This is a genomic window from Halioglobus sp. Uisw_031 (genome assembly GCF_047729875.1).
Taxonomy (GTDB): domain Bacteria; phylum Pseudomonadota; class Gammaproteobacteria; order Pseudomonadales; family Halieaceae; genus Marimicrobium.
In genome coordinates, this window is sequence record NZ_CP159826.1 from 2857384 (window position 1) to 2877665 (window position 20282).

The 20282-nt window shown below is 50.7% G+C and carries 15 protein-coding genes; 2 read left to right on the forward strand and 13 right to left on the reverse strand.

The window, feature by feature from the left end:
- Window positions 1-247: 247 nt before the first annotated feature.
- Window positions 248-838 (reverse strand): class GN sortase, encoded by a 591-nt coding sequence (locus ABXT62_RS12955; RefSeq protein WP_415355697.1) that lies wholly within the window; start codon window positions 836-838, stop codon window positions 248-250.
- Window positions 816-3041: a marine proteobacterial sortase target protein gene (locus ABXT62_RS12960; RefSeq protein ID WP_415355698.1), complete on the reverse strand. Its 2226-nt coding sequence runs from the start codon at window positions 3039-3041 to the stop codon at window positions 816-818. Before ABXT62_RS12960 ends, ABXT62_RS12955 begins: the two co-directional genes overlap by 23 nt.
- A 170-nt stretch (window positions 3042-3211) precedes the next feature.
- Here ABXT62_RS12960 and ABXT62_RS12965 point away from each other — a divergent pair, with 170 nt between their 5' ends.
- Entirely contained in the window at window positions 3212-3904 is a 693-nt protein-coding gene (locus ABXT62_RS12965; RefSeq protein ID WP_415355699.1) for a response regulator, read from the forward strand.
- A gap of 3 nt (window positions 3905-3907) precedes the next feature.
- Window positions 3908-5971, forward strand: coding sequence for an ATP-binding protein (locus ABXT62_RS12970; RefSeq protein ID WP_415355700.1), 2064 nt, complete (start codon window positions 3908-3910; stop codon window positions 5969-5971).
- A gap of 184 nt (window positions 5972-6155) precedes the next feature.
- Here the strand turns inward: ABXT62_RS12970 and ABXT62_RS12975 are convergent, their stop codons facing one another.
- The 11 genes from ABXT62_RS12975 to ABXT62_RS13025 all read right to left on the reverse strand — a co-directional run bounded on the left by ABXT62_RS12975 (window position 6156) and on the right by ABXT62_RS13025 (window position 20174).
- A complete protein-coding gene (locus ABXT62_RS12975; RefSeq protein ID WP_415355701.1) occupies window positions 6156-7151 on the reverse strand; it encodes a restriction endonuclease in 996 nt (331 codons plus the stop codon).
- Between the two features lie 347 nt (window positions 7152-7498).
- Entirely contained in the window at window positions 7499-10861 is a 3363-nt protein-coding gene (locus tag ABXT62_RS12980; protein WP_415355702.1) for a DUF3427 domain-containing protein, read from the reverse strand.
- Window positions 10858-11838, reverse strand: a complete 981-nt coding sequence (locus tag ABXT62_RS12985) for an NUDIX domain-containing protein (protein WP_415355703.1) — start codon at window positions 11836-11838, stop codon at window positions 10858-10860. The genes ABXT62_RS12980 and ABXT62_RS12985 overlap by 4 nt, the downstream gene beginning before the upstream one ends.
- 308 nt (window positions 11839-12146) lie before the next feature.
- A complete protein-coding gene (locus ABXT62_RS12990) occupies window positions 12147-13016 on the reverse strand; it encodes a hypothetical protein (RefSeq protein WP_415355704.1) in 870 nt (289 codons plus the stop codon).
- A gap of 159 nt (window positions 13017-13175) precedes the next feature.
- Entirely contained in the window at window positions 13176-14960 is a 1785-nt protein-coding gene (locus ABXT62_RS12995) for an AAA family ATPase (protein ID WP_415355705.1), read from the reverse strand.
- A 316-nt stretch (window positions 14961-15276) separates the two neighbouring features.
- Window positions 15277-16752, reverse strand: coding sequence for a DUF2779 domain-containing protein (locus tag ABXT62_RS13000; protein WP_415355706.1), 1476 nt, complete (start codon window positions 16750-16752; stop codon window positions 15277-15279).
- Window positions 16753-16805: 53 nt separating this feature from the next.
- The gene (locus ABXT62_RS13005; RefSeq protein ID WP_415355707.1) at window positions 16806-17294 is read right to left on the reverse strand and encodes a hypothetical protein; all 489 of its coding nucleotides are present in this window, start codon (window positions 17292-17294) and stop codon (window positions 16806-16808) included.
- Window positions 17295-17410: 116 nt separating this feature from the next.
- Window positions 17411-17836: a hypothetical protein gene (locus tag ABXT62_RS13010; protein WP_415355708.1), complete on the reverse strand. Its 426-nt coding sequence runs from the start codon at window positions 17834-17836 to the stop codon at window positions 17411-17413.
- A 396-nt stretch (window positions 17837-18232) separates the two neighbouring features.
- Window positions 18233-18544 (reverse strand): hypothetical protein, encoded by a 312-nt coding sequence (locus ABXT62_RS13015; RefSeq protein ID WP_415355709.1) that lies wholly within the window; start codon window positions 18542-18544, stop codon window positions 18233-18235.
- 68 nt (window positions 18545-18612) lie between these two features.
- A complete protein-coding gene (locus tag ABXT62_RS13020; protein ID WP_415355710.1) occupies window positions 18613-18879 on the reverse strand; it encodes a hypothetical protein in 267 nt (88 codons plus the stop codon).
- 26 nt (window positions 18880-18905) lie between these two features.
- Entirely contained in the window at window positions 18906-20174 is a 1269-nt protein-coding gene (locus ABXT62_RS13025) for a DUF2130 domain-containing protein (RefSeq protein WP_415355711.1), read from the reverse strand.
- Window positions 20175-20282: the final 108 nt, after the last annotated feature.

Below are 20282 nucleotides of genomic sequence, written 5' to 3' on the forward strand. Positions count from 1 at the left end.
CTCTCGGTCTCTAATTAAATCCCTCCCCGCGGGAATGCGGGATCGCCTGTCCGACCCCATGGTCTGTCTGCGAGGGGAACCAATAGGCACCGTGCACCAAGCTTGGGGCTGCCTATAGTCAGCGATGATAAGACGACAATCTCTACCGTCAACGCCATAAGACTTAACATTACAAACGCAGCGAAGTCAGAATTTTTCATTATTCCATGCTCTAAGTAGCATGACAGACGGCTCGCATAGAGCCTACTTACGTCGGCACCGCTGTCACGACATAGCGCAATGGGCCGCCAGCCAGTATTGCGTCGAAGGGATAGCACGTGACTAACAGCAGTTTTTTATCCGTACTTGTATCGACCGACAGCGACTCCTGATCTGAATCGACAACGCGCAGGGCTCGCACGCGGTACTCAACCCTTTTCCCCGACGGTAACTCGATGTGCAGTAACTGTCCTTTGCGTAACTGTTCCAAAAACGCAAAGTGGGTGTCGCGATGACCACCTATCACCGTAGTGCCGGTTGCGCCCAGTTCGGCAGAGGGCAACGCACGCCCGGGACCAAAAGCCAGCGCGCTGCCGGAATCGCCTTCCAGCACCAGCAGATCCACATTCAGAGCCGAAACCTGTAATCGCCCGACCGGCCACGTGTCAGCCCAGGGCCATGGCTTGACCGCCAGCTCTCCGGTACGCAGAGTTTGGCTCCACGATTTCTCTATTAGCACTGGCGCCAAGGTTGCTTTCATCTCGATCATTGCAGCACCACTGAGCTGATAGATGCCCAGCAGCAGGAGACACAAAATGATACATTCCGCACGTCGCTTACTCATGATCTGACGGGACATGGTCCACCTCCGGCTGACGCAGCACCCATATGATCATCGCAAGAAAGAGGCAAAACACACCGAACCACACTTTGGCCGGGCCGGTTGTGGCAGTGCGCGGGTAGGCGAAGGTCTGCGGGCTCTGGCCTAGCGGGGCCGTATTGGGCACCGCCTTACTGTCAGCTGACTCGCCCATAGGCCGTGAGACCACCTGCTCCACTGCGACAAAGCTGGTGTAGGGGCTGAGCAGCCGATGCTTCAGCGCCAGCGGAAGCACCTCTGCACGGACGGATGCCCCCTCGCGCCCCGCGATCTTCTGATCCATCAGCCCTGCTATTTTTTGGCGGGCCCACACACTCGCGACACCCGCATGTCCGCTTGAGCCTTCTGCCGCTGAACTGGCATCCAGCTGCAGACGCTGATGCCAGGCCTGACCGTTGATTTGGCCACTGACGGTGATGTCACCGACAGGCATCGTGGACCCAAAATTTGCCACAGCCGATAACAGCTGACCCTGATAAAGATCGGGCAACCGCTCGGGCCACGCGTCCACTGCCGCGGGCCACGCTATCTGAAAGTCGACGGCAGCCGGACGCGCTAATTGCTCAAACAAAGACGCCATCTTATCTGCAACGTCACGGGTATCGCCTATGTGTGTGTGGGTACCTCGCCCGAGCTGCGCCGCCTTGCGCATAAACCAACTGTTCGGCGCAGAGCCAATACTGACGGTAAACAACCGACTGTCGCCTAGATGGGACGATAGCGCTTCAAGCAACGCCGCCTCATTGCCGACTGCACCGTCGGTAATAAAGATCACCTGGCGTAAGACGGCGTTAAGATCATCGTGATCCGCACCACTGGGCATTGACAGCACTGCGCGCAGAGCGGGCAACATTTCGGTGCCGCCGGAGGCTTCCAGCTGCCGGACAAACGTCTGCGCCTTGTCAATGTAATGCCGACTTGCCGGCATGGAGGTTTTATACAGCGCCTGATGATAGGAATTAAACTCAACGATATTAAAAGAGTCCTGCGGGCGCAGTTGCTCCAGCGCCTTGGACACACTCGATTTAGCCTGCTCGATAGAAACACCGCCCATAGAGCCCGACGTGTCGACAACGAATACAATGTCGCGTGCAATGCTGGGCGCCATGCGCTTTGCGGCGGGCGGCACCACCATCAACAGCGCGTAATACTCCTCACCCACTTTTTCAGTAAATAGCGCCGCCTTTGGCGTGGCGCCACTCACCGGCTGCCAATCCAGTATGAAATCGCGATCCATTTCGCTGACATCGTTAACCAGTCGAATGCTATAGACCCCCGCTCTGCGCGACAGCAGCACCTCGTGATAAGGCGATTCCAAAATGGCAAGTGGCATACCCATATCCAGCGTTGCGGTGATTTTGATCGGGTTAATCGGTTTCGAGACACCCGCGGTTGGGCGGTATAAGAAGGGCGAAATCTGGTTGGCATCAGGCACCTGATTCGTCGGTCTCGCCCAGCCCAGATGATGGTCGACTGTCAGGACCTCACGTTCGTCGCCCGCATCCGCTGCAGTTAACGGCTGGCCCGGCATATAGCGGGGCGTAATCGTCATCGGGAACGTCAGAGAAAACACAGCGTCGTTGTAGTCCACGGTCTGCACATATTCCATGCGTACCGTGATGGCCTCACCAGGACCGATATTAGCGACCCTGTTGGTGAACAGATTGGGCCGCTGTTGTTCCACCAGACTGGCTTTCTTGCCGGCCTTTTTCGCCGCCTGATAGATTTTCTTCGCTTCTGCCTTTTCCTTTATTTCCCCCAGAATCAGACGATCACCCACCTGCATTTCCAGATGACGCACCGCTGCGTTGTCCGGCAGAGGAAAGACATACACGCCCTCCCAATAACGGTCCGTCTCATTGCGGAAGGTTTGCTGCACCGTGACCGTTGCGATCATGCCGCTGATATCGAAATGCACCTCGCTTGCCTGAATCAGCGCTGGCGCATACCGCCCAGTGGCCGTATCGCGCAGCAGAAAATGGCCACTGCTCACCCCGTTTAGCCCGAGTGCTTCGGCATCTTCTGCGGCCACTGCCTCGGCGCGCGCGGTGGCTAACAGTAGCAGCATCACACTGCCCAGCAATAAGGCCGGCAGATAGCGGAGCGCTGTCCACAGCCTGACGCTGCCGGCGATCTGTGGGATGCTAACGTAACGCTTAGCGTCATAGTGTTGGTCATTCATACGGTCTCTCCCTGTGGTTTTCACCATTTAACAGGGTGGAGATGGCGGAATCGGGGGCTGAGAGTGGCTTTTTGCTGATCAATTATGGCGAATTGTGGCAGACTCTTGAGCTGGGCCTGCGTATTTGAAAGTATGAGCGGCACAAACGGACTAACGAGTACCACAGACCTATGCAGCACCATATCGCTATTGTAGAAGACGAAGATGCCATCGCCGCGAATTATCGTGATGCGCTGCAGCGCAATGGCTTTCGCGTCTCACTGTATAGCGATCAGGCCAGCGCCAGCGAGGCTTTTCGCCAGCAACTTCCGGACCTTGCCATCATTGATATTGAGCTGGGGGATGATATTGAGGGCGGCTTTGAACTGTGCCGTGATCTGCGCAGCCGCAGCCCTGCGCTGCCGATTGTCTTTCTCACGGCAAGAGACTCAGAGCTGGACAAGATTTCCGGCCTGCGTCTGGGTGCTAATGACTATTGGACCAAAGACATCAGCCTGCCGTACATGCTGGCCCGCATCGTCGCGCTGTTTGCCTGGGTGAAGGCATTGCGGGTGCCAGAGCAGCCAGAAGATATTATGACAGAGGGTGACCTGATGCTGAATGTGGAACGCTTAACCTGCACCTGGCGCGACATCGCAATTGACATGACCCACAACGAGTTTCGGATGGTGAAAGCACTGGTGAATCGTCCCGGACACGTAAAGACGCGCGACCAACTGATGGATGCGGCAGGTGTCGTGCAGGCAGACAACTCCATTACCTCCAGTATAAAACGCATCCGGCGAAAGTTTGTGGAGGTCGACGACACCTTCGACCATATCAAGGCCGTGCATGGCGTTGGGTATCGCTGGTCTGGTGAATAAACCGTGAATCTCCGCCGCCAACTGTTATTGGTGAGCCTGCTGCTGCTCGCCCTGCCCTGGGCCGGCTGTCAATTCATTGGAGAAATGGAGGGGGCCATGCGTCTGGGTCAAGAACGCTCCTTACAGGCCACTGCGCAAGCGATTGCCACCGTATTAGCAGCAGAAGACACACTGTTGTACCCCAACCCCGGGCGCCGCACCGAAGAAGCCAATGAACGATCTCTGTATGCCTACCCCGCAACACGGGCCGTCGATATCGATGGCTACATCAGTGGCAGTGATGATGGCTGGAACACCGTGGAGGGCCGTTTATTCAGCGGTGGCGCTAACTCTTCACTTGCCGTGACCTACAAGGCACAGACCTATGGCGACAACCTGTCTGTGATGCTGCAGGTCACCGATCCCAATTTAGTGTATTACAACCCCGGCCTTGCGGGACCCAACGGTGACCGTCTGGTCATCCGATTGTGGTATGACGGCAGACCGCAAGCCTATGTCATTGCGGCAATTGCACCGGGCAACGTCAGGGCCAGACGGCTCAATGACAGGCAGAGCGGCATTAACGTCACTGACATTCAGGGCCATTGGCAGGATTCCCAAAACGGTTATACGATCGAGCTTCAAATCCCGCTGCTCTATACCGGCGGACGGCTGGGTTTTTACGTGCTCAATGATTCCCCGAGCAGCGCAGCGCCGGATACTGCAGGCAACATCCAAGCCAATGACCTGTCGGCGCCGCCGTGGCTCATTTATAGCCCCGCCAAACTTCAGACCCTGCTTGACTCTTTCCTAGGCCAGAATGATCGTATTCAGGTAGTGGATAAAGACCATTGGAGCATCGCGGACGTGATGACCTCAGATACCCCCCGCGCCGCTGACAATGATACGTTTTGGTTACTGCGACTTATGTACCGCAGCATTCTGTCCAACGACAGCCTGATGACATTGCCGCAAGACTCACAGCCGGGCCGATTACGCGGCAAAGAAATTGATTCGGCACTTGAGGGCGACGCTGCCACTGAGCGCTACAGTGATCCCGCCTATCGCACACGCACTATTCAATCCGCGGCCGCACCTATTATCGATGACGACGGCGTTATCGGTGCGGTCATCGTACGCCAGAGCGGCGAGACCTATCTGTCGCTGACCGATCAAGCGTTCAGCCGTCTACTGGGTTATAGCATGTCGGCTTTAGGCGTGGGCGCGTTAGGCTTATTGGGCTATGCCAGCCTGCTGTCGTGGCGTATTCGAAAACTGTCGTCTGCGGCCAACCATGCCATCGACGCTGATGGACAAGTCACCAACACCTTCCCCCGCAGTAAAGCGCGTGACGAGATCGGCGAGTTATCCCGACACTATGCCAAGTTGCTTGACCGCGTGCGCGAGTACAACGATTACCTGCGCACGTTAAGTCGCAAACTGTCGCATGAACTGCGCACCCCCATCGCCATCATCCAAAGCTCACTGGACAATTTAGAACAGTCTGGGCCAGACGCAGCGGACACAACCATTTACCTGCAGCGCGCGCGTGAAGGCCTGTCACGGCTGCAACGCATCTTGACCGCGATGAGCGAAGCCAATCGCCTCGAAGAAAGTATTCGAAATAATCTGCCCACCGAACTGGACCTGGTGCCATTGCTCGAAGAACTTTTTTTAGCCTACCAAGCAATCTATCCGCAACACCGACTCGCACTGGATATTCAAGTGCCCGCCGCACCCATCACCGGCGCTGCCGATTTGATTGTGCAGGCTCTGGATAAAATGCTGGAAAATGCCGCTTCCTTCTGCCCCGAGGACGGTGACATAACACTGCGGCTGAGCGCTGAAAAAACCGACTGGCAGCTCTCGGTCTCTAATCAGGGCCCTACCCTACCGGCGGGAATGCGCGATCGCCTGTTCGACCCCATGGTGTCTCTGCGAGAAGAGCAAACGGGCACCGTGCACCTAGGACTAGGACTGCATATCGTGCGACTGATTGCCGATTTTCATCACGCAACAATCAGCGCCGACAATCGCGCTGACGGTTCAGGGGTGGTGTTTGTGCTTCGAGTGCCTAAGTTAGATTAGGGGCGATGGTGTACAGCGATTAAAAAGACATTGCTGCATTAAGCTAACAGGTTGCTGTTCGCCAAACGTCTATTTATTCATTCAAATAGAGATAACGTGCTCGTCTACACCAGCTAGAGTGCGATCGCAATTAGACCTAACATTGCATGTGCGCTTTCCCTATTGCGGACGGCTCAGTCCGTAGTCAATCAGCGGGCCAGTAGATTTTTACAAGGGGGACTAGAGCACGTCCGTCTAGATCAAAATCTTCATAGTGAGTGACAATTAAATCAGCCAAATCATCAAGATCGATCAATGTTAGGGGGAATGTTGATCGCTCTGACTCATAGCGTGCCTCTCGGGTAAAACCGCCAGTACTGACGAATAAACCGGAATCACCGTCGCGCAAGGCCCCAATAAAACCACGTATAACTGGCGCTCCAATTGAGCCGCCGCGGTGTTTCACTTCGACCTTAATTCTAGGCCGTGTCAAACCAAGACCATCTAATGATGCAATAACATCGACTCCTCGATCAGGGCCTTTTGGAGAAACTTTCGCCCTGTACCCCATGCCACGAAGAATGGCTGCTACCAATTCTTCCATTTCCTCCGGGCCCAGCCCGACGATTTTGTCTTTAATTAGTTCATGGCTCCGGTCGACAGTTTCATCCTTGAGCAGCACTGAGCCATCTTCCACACCAGCGACGTCCAGCGGTTCATCCGGAATCGGCTTTCCTTTAAGTGCAGCCAAAAATTCATCCATAACATCTTGATTGATAGAAAATAGTGTCAGAGTAGAACCTAAAGAATTCCTGGATCTTTGAGAGAGAACATCTCGACTTACCTTTCCCAGCCAGGTAGCTGCGCGCAGATTTGAGTAGTCACCAATGGCCTCAGGCTCGTATGAGTACTTGCCTTGATCTTTTCCTACTAAATACTCTCTTGTCTCAGGGTTATAGCTTACGAGATAGTCGTTAGCCTTTATCTTGTCTCGAAACTTAGTAATCATGGCTACAGCATTTGCCGTAGCTTGAGGTTTTTCGTTACCGTACACCTCGATATATTTTTCTCTCAAATCGACATCTGAAACATATTGTGACAGGTCTCCTAGTTGCGACCAGCCGATAGCGACAAAACCGCCTTCAAAGTCTTCACTATAAATACCCTTGCGGCCTGCTCGAACCATCCAGTTGTTTATCATTTCTATTTACCTAAGCCTCATTAACATTGACGCAGCAAAAAATTTTCTAATATTTTTCAGAAAAATCACTTACTGGTTCCAGTCTAGCATGACATTCGCCGCCGCACGCACGTTTTGACTGCGGTGTAGGCCGCAATCTTTCAGGAGCCTAGCGATGCGACATCAGGTCGTGCAGAGTCAAATAAAAGACTTTTCGCCTGACAAAGAGCGACAACCTATCAAGCTTCTAAAAAGTGGTATAGCCAACTCATGACCTTTATCAAAGTGCTATCTCAACTAAATATTTTTCTATTCTTAGATCTACTCTACCCTCAGAAGTAGCCCCACCCATCATCTAGTAATATTAACTACCTAAAAAAGTCATACAGCCCGTCCGACAAGGGACTTTCGAGTTCAAAGTCAACATCCATAGGCGCTGCACCCGTATGTTTTAAATACTTTAAGCGACCACAAAAGATAAACGGGGCTCCCTTGCCTTTAATTTTCGCAAACTTCCTAACGAATAAATAGACAGAACCGGGGCGCGCATTGGCTTCAATAATTCCTAGACCTCTCTCGTTTTCTGGGGTCGCTATATTCTGGCTCTGCCAGTGGAAATGGGACTGGTCCACAAAGTAATCATGGAACTTTAGGTTTTCTAATGCTCCCTGCTTGTTGAGATTAACAAAGAGGAATTGATCATCTGAAACTTTCGGACAGACGTGACCATGCATTTTCCACACACCTTCTTGATAGGCCATCCCAAATAATTCGGCAATCTCATTCTTGTAGTACTCTCCATGCAAGAGCATGTCATTGACATCAAGGACGTGCTTCAAACGTGCAAAGGTATCCATATCATCCGTGGCATTGATGAGTGGGTAGTCAGGGTTTTGGGCGACTAGTTGATATTGCCCTTCTCCCTGTTTGGCAAGCATGCGCAATAAATATTGGTCACTGCCTGTTACCGAGCGCTGCTCAATGGCTACAACTGCATTATTAGTATCCCCTAAGTAATCTGCTGAAGGCTCTCCAATGGCAGCGTTAGCACTTGTTGTTAGCCGTTCGAGCAACAGGTAATCTCCATTTCTGATTGGTGAAATACCACCGTTCATCGAATCACCTGATGCCCTCGCAATAAAATGCTTGGCTGGGTCTAGGTCGCCATAACTCTCAGGGAGGGTCTGATGTTCAATACTAGCGTTGTCATGCGGACTGGTTCTGAAATGGCCGCAGGCTATTTTTAGGTCAGAGAAATAGGGGATCTGTTGCAAATTTTCGTTATAGACGGTTGGAGCCTGGGTTTCCCCTTTGCTGGCTAGGCGTGCTTCGTATTGTAAGAAGCGATAATTGACTAACTCTTGCACTAATAACGAGAATGCATCATAAACCTCACTAGGCACTGAAGCATTAAACTCAAATTTGTCTTCGTTGACAGTAAAAAAGGCACTGCTGCCCGACTTGTTGCCGCCCAACCAGGCGTTAACGGGGTTATCAAGCCAGTATTTGTGCCAGGCCTTCTCGTCCTTAGCGGGCAGTTCGGCGTGTTTGGCATGCTTTTTGGGCAAATCGACCAAGAGCGCCCGGCGACGCTGTAGTACTTCAAAGCTCTTAGCCGCCAGATCAGCTGTGTTGGGTGGCTCCGCAAAGCCTTCTAGCTCAACTAAAGCCTCCAGTAGTACCAACTTAAATGACTTGTTGAGCTTGGTAGTCTCTAACTCGAAAAAGAAATCGGCATACTCGGCAAGGCAACTTTGCTCAAGAGACGTTAAGTCTGACTGACCCTCTCCATTATGCTCGCCTTCAACAAATGCCAACCATTGTCCATGCTCGCGGCGAATAGCCTCTACGCCACCACCTGCCCTATAGAACTCGGCAAGTAACGGGCGGCGACCATAGGACTCATGGAGAGCACGGTATACCCCCTCTTGTTGATCTACCTTGGTCTCAATCAACTTTTCCATAAACTCTATGGATTGCAGATCATAATTTGCAAAACAGCCAGGAGGCAGCAATAAATTCTCTTCTTTCACATCCTCAATAAAACCCTTACGCGCTTTATTGGTCATACCTAGCTTAAACAAGGCCTCAGGCTTTCTGAAAAAACTGATATGGTTACCGATAAAGTCCAATACCACAAGCTTGGCTTTATTCTCGCTATTACGTAATCCCCTACCCAGCTGCTGTAAGAAGATGATTTTTGATTCCGTGGGCCGGAGCATCAAAACAGTGTCTATCGAGGGTAGATCGACGCCCTCATTAAAGAGGTCCACCGAGAAGATGACATCGAGCTCTCCGCTACGTAATTGGGCCAATGCTTCATTTCTGAGAACCTTGGAATCACTGTGTACTGAGGCGGCTTTAACCCCCTGTCGAATGAAATACTCGGCCATAAAGTCAGCATGCTTTTGAGAGATACAGAAAGCTAAGGTGCGTGTTTGATGATGCTTTTCCCAATGACGATGATTGTGCATAGCACGTGCACGGGTGGCGAGCTGGTTGGTCAGTTGGTTAGGATCAAACTTACCATTGCGCCAGGTAATTTCTTGATAATCGACAATATCGGCAATGCCCTGGTAGCTAAATGGGCATAATAACTTCGCTTCAATACCGTCGAAGAGGTCTTTATTAAATACCAAGTTATCGTCACACAGGCCGAGGATGTCTGATTGATCTGTACGTTCTGGGGTGGCAGTCAGGCCCAACAAGAAACGCGGGGTAAAGTGCCCCAGCAATTGCTGGTAGGTGCGCGCCGAGGCATGATGAAATTCATCAACGACAACATAATCAAAATGATCACGACCAAAGGTTTGTAGGTGACGGGTGCTCCCCAGAGTTTGGATGGAAGCAAATAACATATCAACATTCAAATCACGCGCCTTGCCGTTATACCGCCCGACTTTGACATCGGGCCGTATGCGTACAAAGGTTTCTTCTGCTTGATTGAGTATTTCTTCACGATGGGCGACAAACAAGACCCGCTTGGCATTCATCTCCTGGCTATCAAAAGCCGCCAACCAGGTTTTACCCAATCCCGTCGCCATGACCACCAAGCCGCGGCGATAGCCCTCCTCACGGCTATCGCTTAAGGCCGCTAGTGCTTCTTTCTGTATTGGGCTTGGTGTCGGTGGCGGCTCGACCTCTTTTTGGCCGGGCTCAGTGGCAGTTATCATTTCGGGTGGAGGTAACCGCTTGAGATACTCATCAATCCACTGATGGGTCAGCGGTTTACAGCGGACATCGTTATACACTGATTCATATTCAGCCAAGATAGCTTGAAAACGCTGTTCATCTTCATCACGGTTGACACGCAGGTTCCACTCCAAGCCATCTTTCAACGCGGCTTGACTGATATTGCTAGACCCCACAAAAGCACAACCCTCTTCCACCACACCTTCAAGGCTGCGGGTAAAAAGATAAGCCTTCATATGAAAACTGGACTTGCCCTGACTCTCAAACACCCTTACTTCAGCACCCTGCTCTTGCAGCAGCATAAAGTAACGAAGCGCATTGGGATCGGTTATGCCCAGATAATCGCCAGTCAGTATCCGCACGCGGGCCTTGCGATTTAGCGCATCAACAAGCGCCTCTTGAATCAGACGTACACCAGTCATACGAATAAAAGCCGTAGTGATACTGATTTCCGTTGCGTGATTAATCGCATCCAATAAACTTGGTAGGAACGGGTCATCACCACCGACGGTCAAATGCTTAGTAGGAAAAGGGCTCATCTGGCCAACTTCCTAACCAACGCATTGACCCACTGTTGCTCGCCATCTCGCAGGGGTTTGGTTTCAGTCCAGATCTTAATTACAATAAACTCAGTCAAAGTACCGAGTAACCCTTTGAGGGAATCCTCAGTAAAATTCGTAAAATGCCTACCACGATCGTCTACGCTATCGGCGTCTCCCCACTTAAACGACAGATAAGCCACACCACCATCCTTTAAAGCCTGAGAGATCCTAGTAAATACGTCGGGCAATTGGGCCCTTGGGCAATGCAACAAGCTGGCTGAAGCCCAGACACCATCAAAGGCTTTTTGATAATCGAGTGTTTGAAAGGTGGTCACAGCGACAGGGCGCCCCAAATACTGCTCGGCGCAAGCGGCTACCTCGGCATTACCATCAACGGGAGTGACTATATAACCCATATCCATAAAAGCTTTACTGTCGCGACCAGAGCCACATCCCAGCTCCAATATATGCGCATCGTCAGCTAATTGATCGAGAAAGAGCCGATAGAGATCACCTACATCAAATGCCCTAGTCTCATCACAATAGTCCTGAGCATTAGCCGTGTAATAGGCCTCAGTCGCTGCCTTAGCCTTAAACTGCTCCACTAAAGGGATATCTGCCGGTGCCCACTTTACACCTGCGAGTTGATCGATTTCCAACCATCGCAGTTCATCATGGTCCACTAACTTGAAGTCGCCTGCTGTGTGTTGTACTTCATAACCCAGCAAACGAACGACCTTCTCACCATAGTCATAGACACTTTCACCAATGTAGGCACCCACTGTGGAACTGATGCTGAATTCTTCGGTTAGCTCGCGTTCAAGGCACTCCTCGGGAGTTTCATTTTCCTCAAGCTTGCCCCCTGGAAACTCCCAGTACCCCTCGAGGTGCTTTCCAGGCCCTCGACGGGCCGCCAAAACCTTACCGTCCTTAACAATTACGGCTGCGGTTACGTTAATTATTTTTTTATTCAATTAGTTACCGTGGTTCTTTCAATTTCTGTTCTAAGCTCCGGTGTATTCCTCACCACCAACATATATTAATAGCACCAGAATGCTGTGAACCAATTCAGTCTCTCTACAGTCAATCATAGATACCGCAAAATCTACTGATCTGGCTAAATGATTTGGGCTGGAAAGCGCAAAGCACCCAAACACATATCTTGGCCAGGCCACAAATACTAAGCCCCATTTCACTACACGATGTCCGCCGGCGAGTTGGATATTACAACTCGTTGGCGGTACATAGTGTTCTTAGATCTTCGAAGCACTACATCTCTTCATCAAGCAGGCAACTCTATGCGCTTAAGGCGAAAGACTTGGTCAACTATCCCTCTGCCTCCGCTAGAGTCAGGGTTAATCATCAAAATCTTTCGTGAACCAATGGGCTTCTCAACATCTGCTAACGCCTCTGTTTCATGACTCACCTGCCAGCACCTTAAACCGGACCGAATCCATCTGTCTTGCAAAACAGACGGAATGGAATCACGCCTTAGGTCAACCACTATGTCGTCCAGTATATTTTTACGGTCAGCTTGACCAAGAGCCTTTTTGAGATTCTTTACAACACGCTGCGCGTTGATGGCACCTCCTCTACCACCGGGAGACCCGCCCTCTGTGAGGATCACAAGTTTTGCATCAAGCTTCCCAGCTTTTGGCGAATGCTGATTCCACAGCTCCATCAACATAACTATGCCATACGCCCATTCCTTCAGCCGGCGAGTTGGCTCCGGTTTTTCATTCGCCCACTTGGCCACCATCCTATCAATTACAATCAGCTCAGGTGCATACTTGACCAATCGAGCGAGCACATTCAGCACCTCTTCCTTGGGCTGGTCGTCGAGCCGCTGCGGAGACCTCCAGTTATCTCGATCCTGCTCTGCAACAGATTCTAGGTACGAGTCTAGCTGACAAACTTCAACGCCCTCATTCACTAAATCTTCTAGCTGTTCAACATCCCCTTCATTGGCACAGACCACAATATCTGCCGAAAGATGATGTGCGATATGACGTAGTCTATCCACGCCCTCCCCTGGCAACTGATAGCCAATTTCGACAACTGATTCTGTTCTATTCGACAGATCTACACCCTGTATCAAGAGTTGCTGACCAAGCTTAGGACCCAATTGTTCTAAACCATCCAGGACAGTCATGAAGAACGTCGACTTCGAATCACAGAGAAGCACAGCATTATGAGTAAAGACTGAAAGCAGTCTCTCCGCGGAAGACCTAGAACCAACATCAGAAACGCAGCTCGCGCTGAAACAGGTGGGATCGATTACAATGCTTACCAACATAAAAGCACTCCCCAATTAGAAACGCAGTTCTCTTCTTCTTTCCGAGAAAAATCCCCCAGGCCATTCGTCAATAAAGTCACCATCTTTATCTAATCTTATTCTATTTACTTCGGAGCCGAGTTTTCCCCTTGAAACAAATAAGACTGATAAGTCTTCTGGCCTCAACTTTCCCTCTCGCACTAGTTTTTGCATCCGCAGGATTAGATGCTCGCTGTGAGTCTCGATAAGAAATTGGTGAGAATATGGCTTACTAATCGACTCGGCAATCAAGTCACCCAGATCGGCCTGTAAGCGAGGGTGTATATGCACCTCGGGTTGTTCAATCGATATGACTCTGTCCCGCGAAGCCAGACTTTGAACGATAAACGGCAGTATCTGACTAATACCAAATCCGACATCAGATAGAGCTACTTCAACTTCTTTATCACGCCTGCTATCAATCAATCTTACCTCAAATAGATCAGAGCCAGAGTCACCTATTTCCTTAATCCTAAGTTGATACCCAATCTCTAGTCGCTCCAACCATTCGTTTGCTCGCTTAAGAACTTCAGGCTTGCGATAGAGGAGATCAGGTAAATGATCGCCCTTGTAACCTACATCTTTAGGGCTAGTACCTGTGAAGAAGTACCAACGCTCAGGCGGCCTTCTAAAAGGACCCATTGGGAAAAGAGCAGACAGCGATTCTACTACTCCCCGGCTCAATACTGATGATGTTCGCATAACATCTACGTAGTTTGAGCTACTAGCGAATCGTCCAGAACTTTTAGATACACCATATTCTTCTAACGCAAACACCTCTGGCAGACTTGATGAATCTCTAACATTTCGTCCAGAAATACTAAAACCGATAACGGCGCTTCGCTGTTTTAAACCCCAGGCAACAAATCTTTCGATAAACTCGTTGATTCCGAACTCTCTGGAATAGAACTTTATCGTTTCTTTAATATGCGAAATTTCCTCCTCTGCTTCACTCTGCAACTTTTTAAAGTTTTCCCTCTGCTCCTCGAGTGCTCTTCTTAAGTGCATCCTTCTATCATTAAAAGACCCGATCGCGTTGCCATCTTTCCCCTTATCTTCTAAGTCACCGAGCATTCTCGCCATATGCTCACGCCTGGGATCTCCCTCTGATTCTCGTGAGGCATACTCTCTTTCCTTGAGCGAGAGCTTTTCTGACATAGAGTCAATAACGATCTCTCTGTTTTCGAACCAGAACTGATAAAGCTCCTCCCACACGTACTCTTTCTTGGAAATATCTGTACATGTTGCAACAAAAGGCCTCCTCTCCGAATCAATTTGATACCTTGTGCCTTGTAAACTCGCGCGAGATGAAGGTGGATAGCCTCGCAGGTCACGTGTTGTGCCCCTCTTCACTTTAAGAGTCGCCAGACTCTCCTGCAGATCGCTTGTTAAAATTCGAAAATTAGAGAAGACAATATCACCCGAAGATTCACTGATCTTAAAGCCATATTCCATTCCACCGGCACCAGGCATAGAAATGGCTCTAGCCTGCACTTTGCTCTGTGTGAAAGAAAGACCCAGCTTCATTTCGCAAGAATCATCGTGATCGAATACAAACTCCTTGTAGCTACCTAAATCTACTAGGCCGCCCTCTACACGAGGTAGTAATGGAGTATCCCCAAACCCATACTCTTGCGTCTGTTTCAATAGACTAAGCGCCTGGAGTATTGAGCTCTTTCCCGCGCTGTTCTGTCCGAATATAAGAGTTATGGGGGCGAGCTCAATCGGGGGCGTATTTGGACCGAACGCCTTAAAATTCTGAATTTTTAGGTACTTCAACATTTTGGTAACCCACACGTTGGCGATATCGTTTTATATTAGCAACGGTAAACAATAGGCAACTGACTTAATAGTTCGCAAAGCTATAATTGCCGGTCTTTCCCGGCCGTCAGCCGCTCACATGATGGCGTATAATACTATACGCCGATAGGCTTTTTGGCCAGCACCTATTGGTCGTATTCACAGCACATTTCACCAACTTGATCAGAAACATTTTTTCAATGCTATCACCCTTCAACACCCTTTTGGATCAACCAGGGGCGCGGCATGGCGGCGCAGGCTATTCGCCTTACCTATGAAGGCGTAGTTCAAAACGCAGTCAGACCACCTCCTTACCAGCGAGGCTCTGTAGCTCTCGATATAGCTCTACCATTGCCAATGTATCCATCTCGCAATACTTCAGAAGGGCAGATCGCAGCTCATCCGCATTGCCCTCAATCTCACCTAAAATCATCTTCTCCAACTTCAGAGCAGCCAGATCACCGGAAGCAATATCAAGGTTTGCATACCCCATGCCTGGAATTAATGCTGGCAACACTGACTTAATGCTAAAGCTACCGTGGAACTGAGGGTGGTAAACGTTATTCCTTACCATAGGAAGCAAATCGGCCAGTTTATCCGCTATTGCCATCAGCTGCTCCTCCAGTTCCGGGCAGACCTGAGCTAGACCAATAATACAGCCCTTTTCAAAGCCGGCGTTATAAGCAACCACTGTTTCCGCCCCTTCGCAGGCCTTCACGAGAGCCTTGGCCAGCTGCGGCCTCGGATCACATCCGGAGACTGCCAACCATTCATGATGTTGCAACGCACCGCCACTATCCATGAAGTGGCAGCTGAATTGCACAGGGACTTGAGTATACGGACTGCACCCATCCCATACAGGAATCGCCATAGAGACGGTTTCAAAATCAAGAAACGCTGCTGGGAAAGTCAAGCTATCTAGGGCGGGTCCTAACCCCGCCTCGACGATCACCCTTCCACTGACTATAGAATCGACCTGCCTTGCCGCGGTAGCATTTAACTTTGTGCTGCCATCAACCTGATCAATAGTATGGACGCCTTGCTCAATCAGCGCCTGGGTCTTGGCCTGTCCAAAACGATAAAGTGTACTGATATGATGCTCTGGTATTTCAGGCCAGCATCGACTTTTAAAAGCGCATGCCCGGGGTGAATCGCAGTGAGCCCCGACCTCTACCTCAGGAGCATCCTCTGCCATCACGCATTTCAACTCGCATTCACGAGCCCGCAAGTCAGCTATCATTTCCTCTGCTCCCGCCGTGACATCCTCAGAGGCGAATAGATTCGTCAGATCCGGATATCGGCACTCCCGATTCAAGTGCAGTAAGTCTGCACGAACAACGTCAAGGCCTGCCGACCTTGCAGTCATTAACTGGATAGCAGCGTCAAGAACGTGCTCAGTCTTTACGCTGGTAGTCGACTTAACCTCCCGAATAATCCAACCTATTGAACCTCTCTCCAGAATATCGATAGCCACGAAGGTGCCCTCGTGCATGAAAGCCGCCTCGTAAATAATTGAATGGCCATTCTTCAGGGCGTCCTGGGTCAGAACACACTTCTTCTCATACTCATATCGTTCACCTTCTATAAGAATACCGCCGGGGAAGTAATTTCTGGCGATTTCGCCCACCCGATTACCGCTTTCCATTCTTGCCTGAGAGACCTCGTCTACGTCGGATTCAGGTGTATTCTTCTCATTAACGCTCAGCCACAGCCGCAAAGGACACTGCAGTCCAGCCATAAAGCGGGTTTTTGAAAGCACTTGCTCTTTAACCATTTAGCTCTCCGTATTTTTCACTCACGAGAAGTAACGTCTTGTTGGCCTGAAATTCATGTAGAGAAAATAGTCAGAGATGTTTCCGTTACCAGTACCGGAATAAAGATCATGCCCTGCCGCACATGCCCTTCAATATCCATCCTACTCTCTTCGAACTCCTCTGGCGCCCACCTATCGCTAAGCAGCACCGCAACCTGTGTTCCCTTGCAATGGATCAGGTGCTCTCTTAGCTTTCGGAGGACGTTCTTGAAAGATTGTTCACCTTTCCCCTTGCCGCGCGCGAGCGCCAGTACAAGGTCACAGCATTGGCCGTCCTCCCCACTTGATGGAATCACGTTACAGCCCCCATGACGGCCCAGCAGAGAATCTGAATTCCCTTCGGTTAGCCCAGAATCTATATCCGTCCCCGTCAGTATTTCTTGTGACAGAGATTGATAATCTCCACAGTGACGAAGCGCTTCCTGCAGCCTTTCAAGTAAACTGATAGCAACTTCAGTGCCGCGGCTATCGGGAAATTTTTGTCTAATTGCATTGCCTATCATTTCTTTCTCTCCTTTGATTATCATATTCATCAGTTCTAAAAAGTGTTGCATGTGTCCCCCGTTTTCCCTCGAGGCATTTGGGATGCCAGCTATCAATCTCTTCGCTCAGATAGCGCCTAGTCCGATGTGGCTTCAAGCTGGCCCCGTACGGTTTTTAGTAAAACGTGAAGAACGGTGGCCGCTCCCAAGTACAGCGCGCCCCATCCGCCCGAGCCGAAGTAGGTCAACAGCACGGCTATCGGTACGTCGTACGTCAGGAAAACCGACCACAGTTTTGGTGTCTCAGACATGCTCAGGAACCAGCGCTTATCTTCCGCGTCATCGTCTCCCGTCAGTATCGTCTGAGACAGTATTACGCTGACGAGCCCGGCCATCGACCCAGCGCGGTGAGCACTGTATAAAATGCGTCCGGCAAAATGCGCCACAAACAGAATCGATCCGACCACAATGATCTGGACAACGACAAGTTGATATGCCCAACCCACCGCGACCAGCGCAGCGAATAGCGTTCGGATACAAAAAATAACGGTGCTATGGTGCATGGCCTTTCCCTGATGGTTATCGGTTAGCGCGGGCCTTGCACCCGCTGGTAGTCTTTCCTATCGTCCGCTTGGATCACTGGCTCACCTAGATGGTTAATAGCCACACTATTCGCTGCACCTATTCACTGCGCTTCATGCTTCTGGCCAATTCCATGTCGGCTAAAGGAATCAACTGCGCTTACTCGCAGCCGACGCCAGCTCCAACTGCCGGTGTTATATGCCCCACCGCCGGCTGGGGTAGTTCTTTAAATTCACTCAGATCAAATCGTCGTTGTAACGGCAAGTCCATCCTAGTGGCCTGCCTTTCGCCGCCGTCAACCGCAAAATCGTATGACTCAGCGTCCTGTGCCTCGACTGGCTTCCTGACGACCGTCTACTGACCAAAATCACGGTACGTCATAGCCATATAACATTATCTCTGTTTTCACCGGCGCCCTTGCTCGGCTCAAAACGCTTTTCATGCTTATACTTCCAATGGCCCACAATTCTCTCTAGCTGGTCTATCTGCTTGGCCGACATTCTTTTTTCTGAGGGATTCGGCAGCTCCAATATCGAAGAGACAAATTTTAAATCCCATGAATGTGGCTTCGACTCGATAAGGTTGTCGCGCTCGGCGAGGAGTGCTTTTCGAATATTTTCTGTAATGACGCCATTACGTATTTCCTCTACAAATGTCGTTCTTGGTACAAATTTTAAAACATTACCCATTTCGTCTTGCTATCCCTGATATAAACTCTGCGCCAATCTGCTTAAATTCGTTGTTATGCCCTGACCTTTTAATGGACCGTGGCCCCGATAGGCGTGGCATCCTCGTCGACTGGCTCCAGATCGCCTCGATCTTCCACAGCATTAGCCACCGCATAGGTAATGCCTGACATCACGACAGGAAACACTGATATATTGCCATCCGTGACCTCTAGGCCGAGCTCAGTCGCTATCATGCTCAAGGCGAACGATACGTCACTGGGTTCGGCGCCTTTTTTGACCAGTGCCCCCGCCATTGACCTAACCTTGCGGCAAACTTCTTCCTGCTCGTCATTCATAAAAATTCCACTCTATTGATGTTTTGTTAGGCGACCTCAATGGGCGCCACCTCATCCAGATGAGGGAGCGAGGCCGTTGATAGCCCTTGTAGCTCTCCACACACTCCCACCACGTTCACAGTTATTCTTTCCAGCTGACCTTCGCGCTTTTTCCAAAGTCTTTGCATGGCCATTTTTTCGCGCTCAAGATCGTCCCGCATAGCGGCATAGGCATCCAACACAGCCCTGATTTTTTGGGCAAACTGCGCCGAACAAACGTAGTCATAAAGCGCCTCTATTTTTTCATTCTTACCTGAAGAGGCAGAGCGCTGCCGAAAAGCTTCAATCAAAATGGCGCGTAACGCATCAGCCAGTGGTCTTGCAAACTCTGGACGTACCAGCCAAACACCGTCGATCTGGGTGAATGGCTCGTCAACGTTAGCGGGGTAAGCGGTGCTGACTAGCACTCCAATTTCTCCGCCCACGGATTGTTGGTCATCCTTGAGCTTGGGAATCCACTTGTTTGACCAGTTCTCCGCGCGCTTCGTCTCCCACACGATTTTTCCGGCACTCGCGCCGCTCCGTAACTTGACCGTCTGAATCACATCGGCCCCTCGGACGCCTTTGGATACTGGCTCGACGGTGTCGATCGGGTAAGCCTGAGAGAGCACTTCTTCAAGCTCTAGCTCAAGCACCTCACCCCGCAGCTGCTGCGAGCCCTGCTCGAGTTTTCGTTTTAAATCTTCATTTGCACCTTGTGCATCCTCGATTTTCTTTCGCAACTCCGCCTCCCGGAGTTGAAATTCGCTGCCCATCTCAGCCCGTAGAGCGCTCTGCTGCTCTTCCAGCTGGCGCTGCAATGTCAGCTCAAGATCGCGCTTCTCCTGGTCAAGAGCCTGCTTGGCCTTGCGCAGGGCCAGCTCTTCCTTGCGAAAGTCCTCCAGTTTTTTGTCTTTCTCGCCGAGCTGCTGCGTGAGGTCTGCAAGCTCCCCTGCTGACTCTTCCCTGGCATGAAGCGCCGCCCGTTCCTTCTCTTTGACGAGCTTGTCCTGAGTTTTCACACGCTCTGCCTGCGCCTCTTCTAGCTTCTCTGTGAGCTCATCTACCTGCTCCTCATAACGGCCAGATAATTGCCGTTCGGCAGTGCGAACCGCACGGGCCTCGAGAGCCTCTCGTTCTTCTGATAACTTTTGGTCGTATTCCTCTTCGTACCGCTCGATCAGGTGATGAGAAATACCTTGCACCAGGGGGAACTCATGCGAGCAATCTGGGCAGGTTACGGGGTCGTTAGGGTCTATTACGATGCGTTGGCTCACTTTGTTTCTCCAATATAAGAATAATTACTTACTCCTGTAGCAGGAAGCGTGCCAAGTTCTTATGTATCTGTTTTACATAGATTTTTTTATTTCCTAGCTCTGCAAAAT

Bases quoted from the DNA above. Each gene is read 5' to 3' on its own strand.
- ABXT62_RS12955 (WP_415355697.1), bottom strand. From the start codon at position 838: ATGTCCCGTCAGATCATGAGTAAGCGACGTGCGGAATGTATCATTTTG.
- ABXT62_RS12960 (WP_415355698.1), bottom strand. From the start codon at position 3,041: ATGAATGACCAACACTATGACGCTAAGCGTTACGTTAGCATCCCACAG.
- ABXT62_RS12965 (WP_415355699.1), top strand. From the start codon at position 3,212: ATGCAGCACCATATCGCTATTGTAGAAGACGAAGATGCCATCGCCGCG.
- ABXT62_RS12975 (WP_415355701.1), bottom strand. From the start codon at position 7,151: ATGATAAACAACTGGATGGTTCGAGCAGGCCGCAAGGGTATTTATAGT.
- ABXT62_RS12980 (WP_415355702.1), bottom strand. From the start codon at position 10,861: ATGAGCCCTTTTCCTACTAAGCATTTGACCGTCGGTGGTGATGACCCG.
- ABXT62_RS12990 (WP_415355704.1), bottom strand. From the start codon at position 13,016: ATGACTGTCCTGGATGGTTTAGAACAATTGGGTCCTAAGCTTGGTCAG.
- ABXT62_RS12995 (WP_415355705.1), bottom strand. From the start codon at position 14,960: ATGTTGAAGTACCTAAAAATTCAGAATTTTAAGGCGTTCGGTCCAAAT.
- ABXT62_RS13000 (WP_415355706.1), bottom strand. From the start codon at position 16,752: ATGGTTAAAGAGCAAGTGCTTTCAAAAACCCGCTTTATGGCTGGACTG.
- ABXT62_RS13005 (WP_415355707.1), bottom strand. From the start codon at position 17,294: ATGATAGGCAATGCAATTAGACAAAAATTTCCCGATAGCCGCGGCACT.
- ABXT62_RS13010 (WP_415355708.1), bottom strand. From the start codon at position 17,836: ATGCACCATAGCACCGTTATTTTTTGTATCCGAACGCTATTCGCTGCG.
- ABXT62_RS13015 (WP_415355709.1), bottom strand. From the start codon at position 18,544: ATGGGTAATGTTTTAAAATTTGTACCAAGAACGACATTTGTAGAGGAA.
- ABXT62_RS13020 (WP_415355710.1), bottom strand. From the start codon at position 18,879: ATGAATGACGAGCAGGAAGAAGTTTGCCGCAAGGTTAGGTCAATGGCG.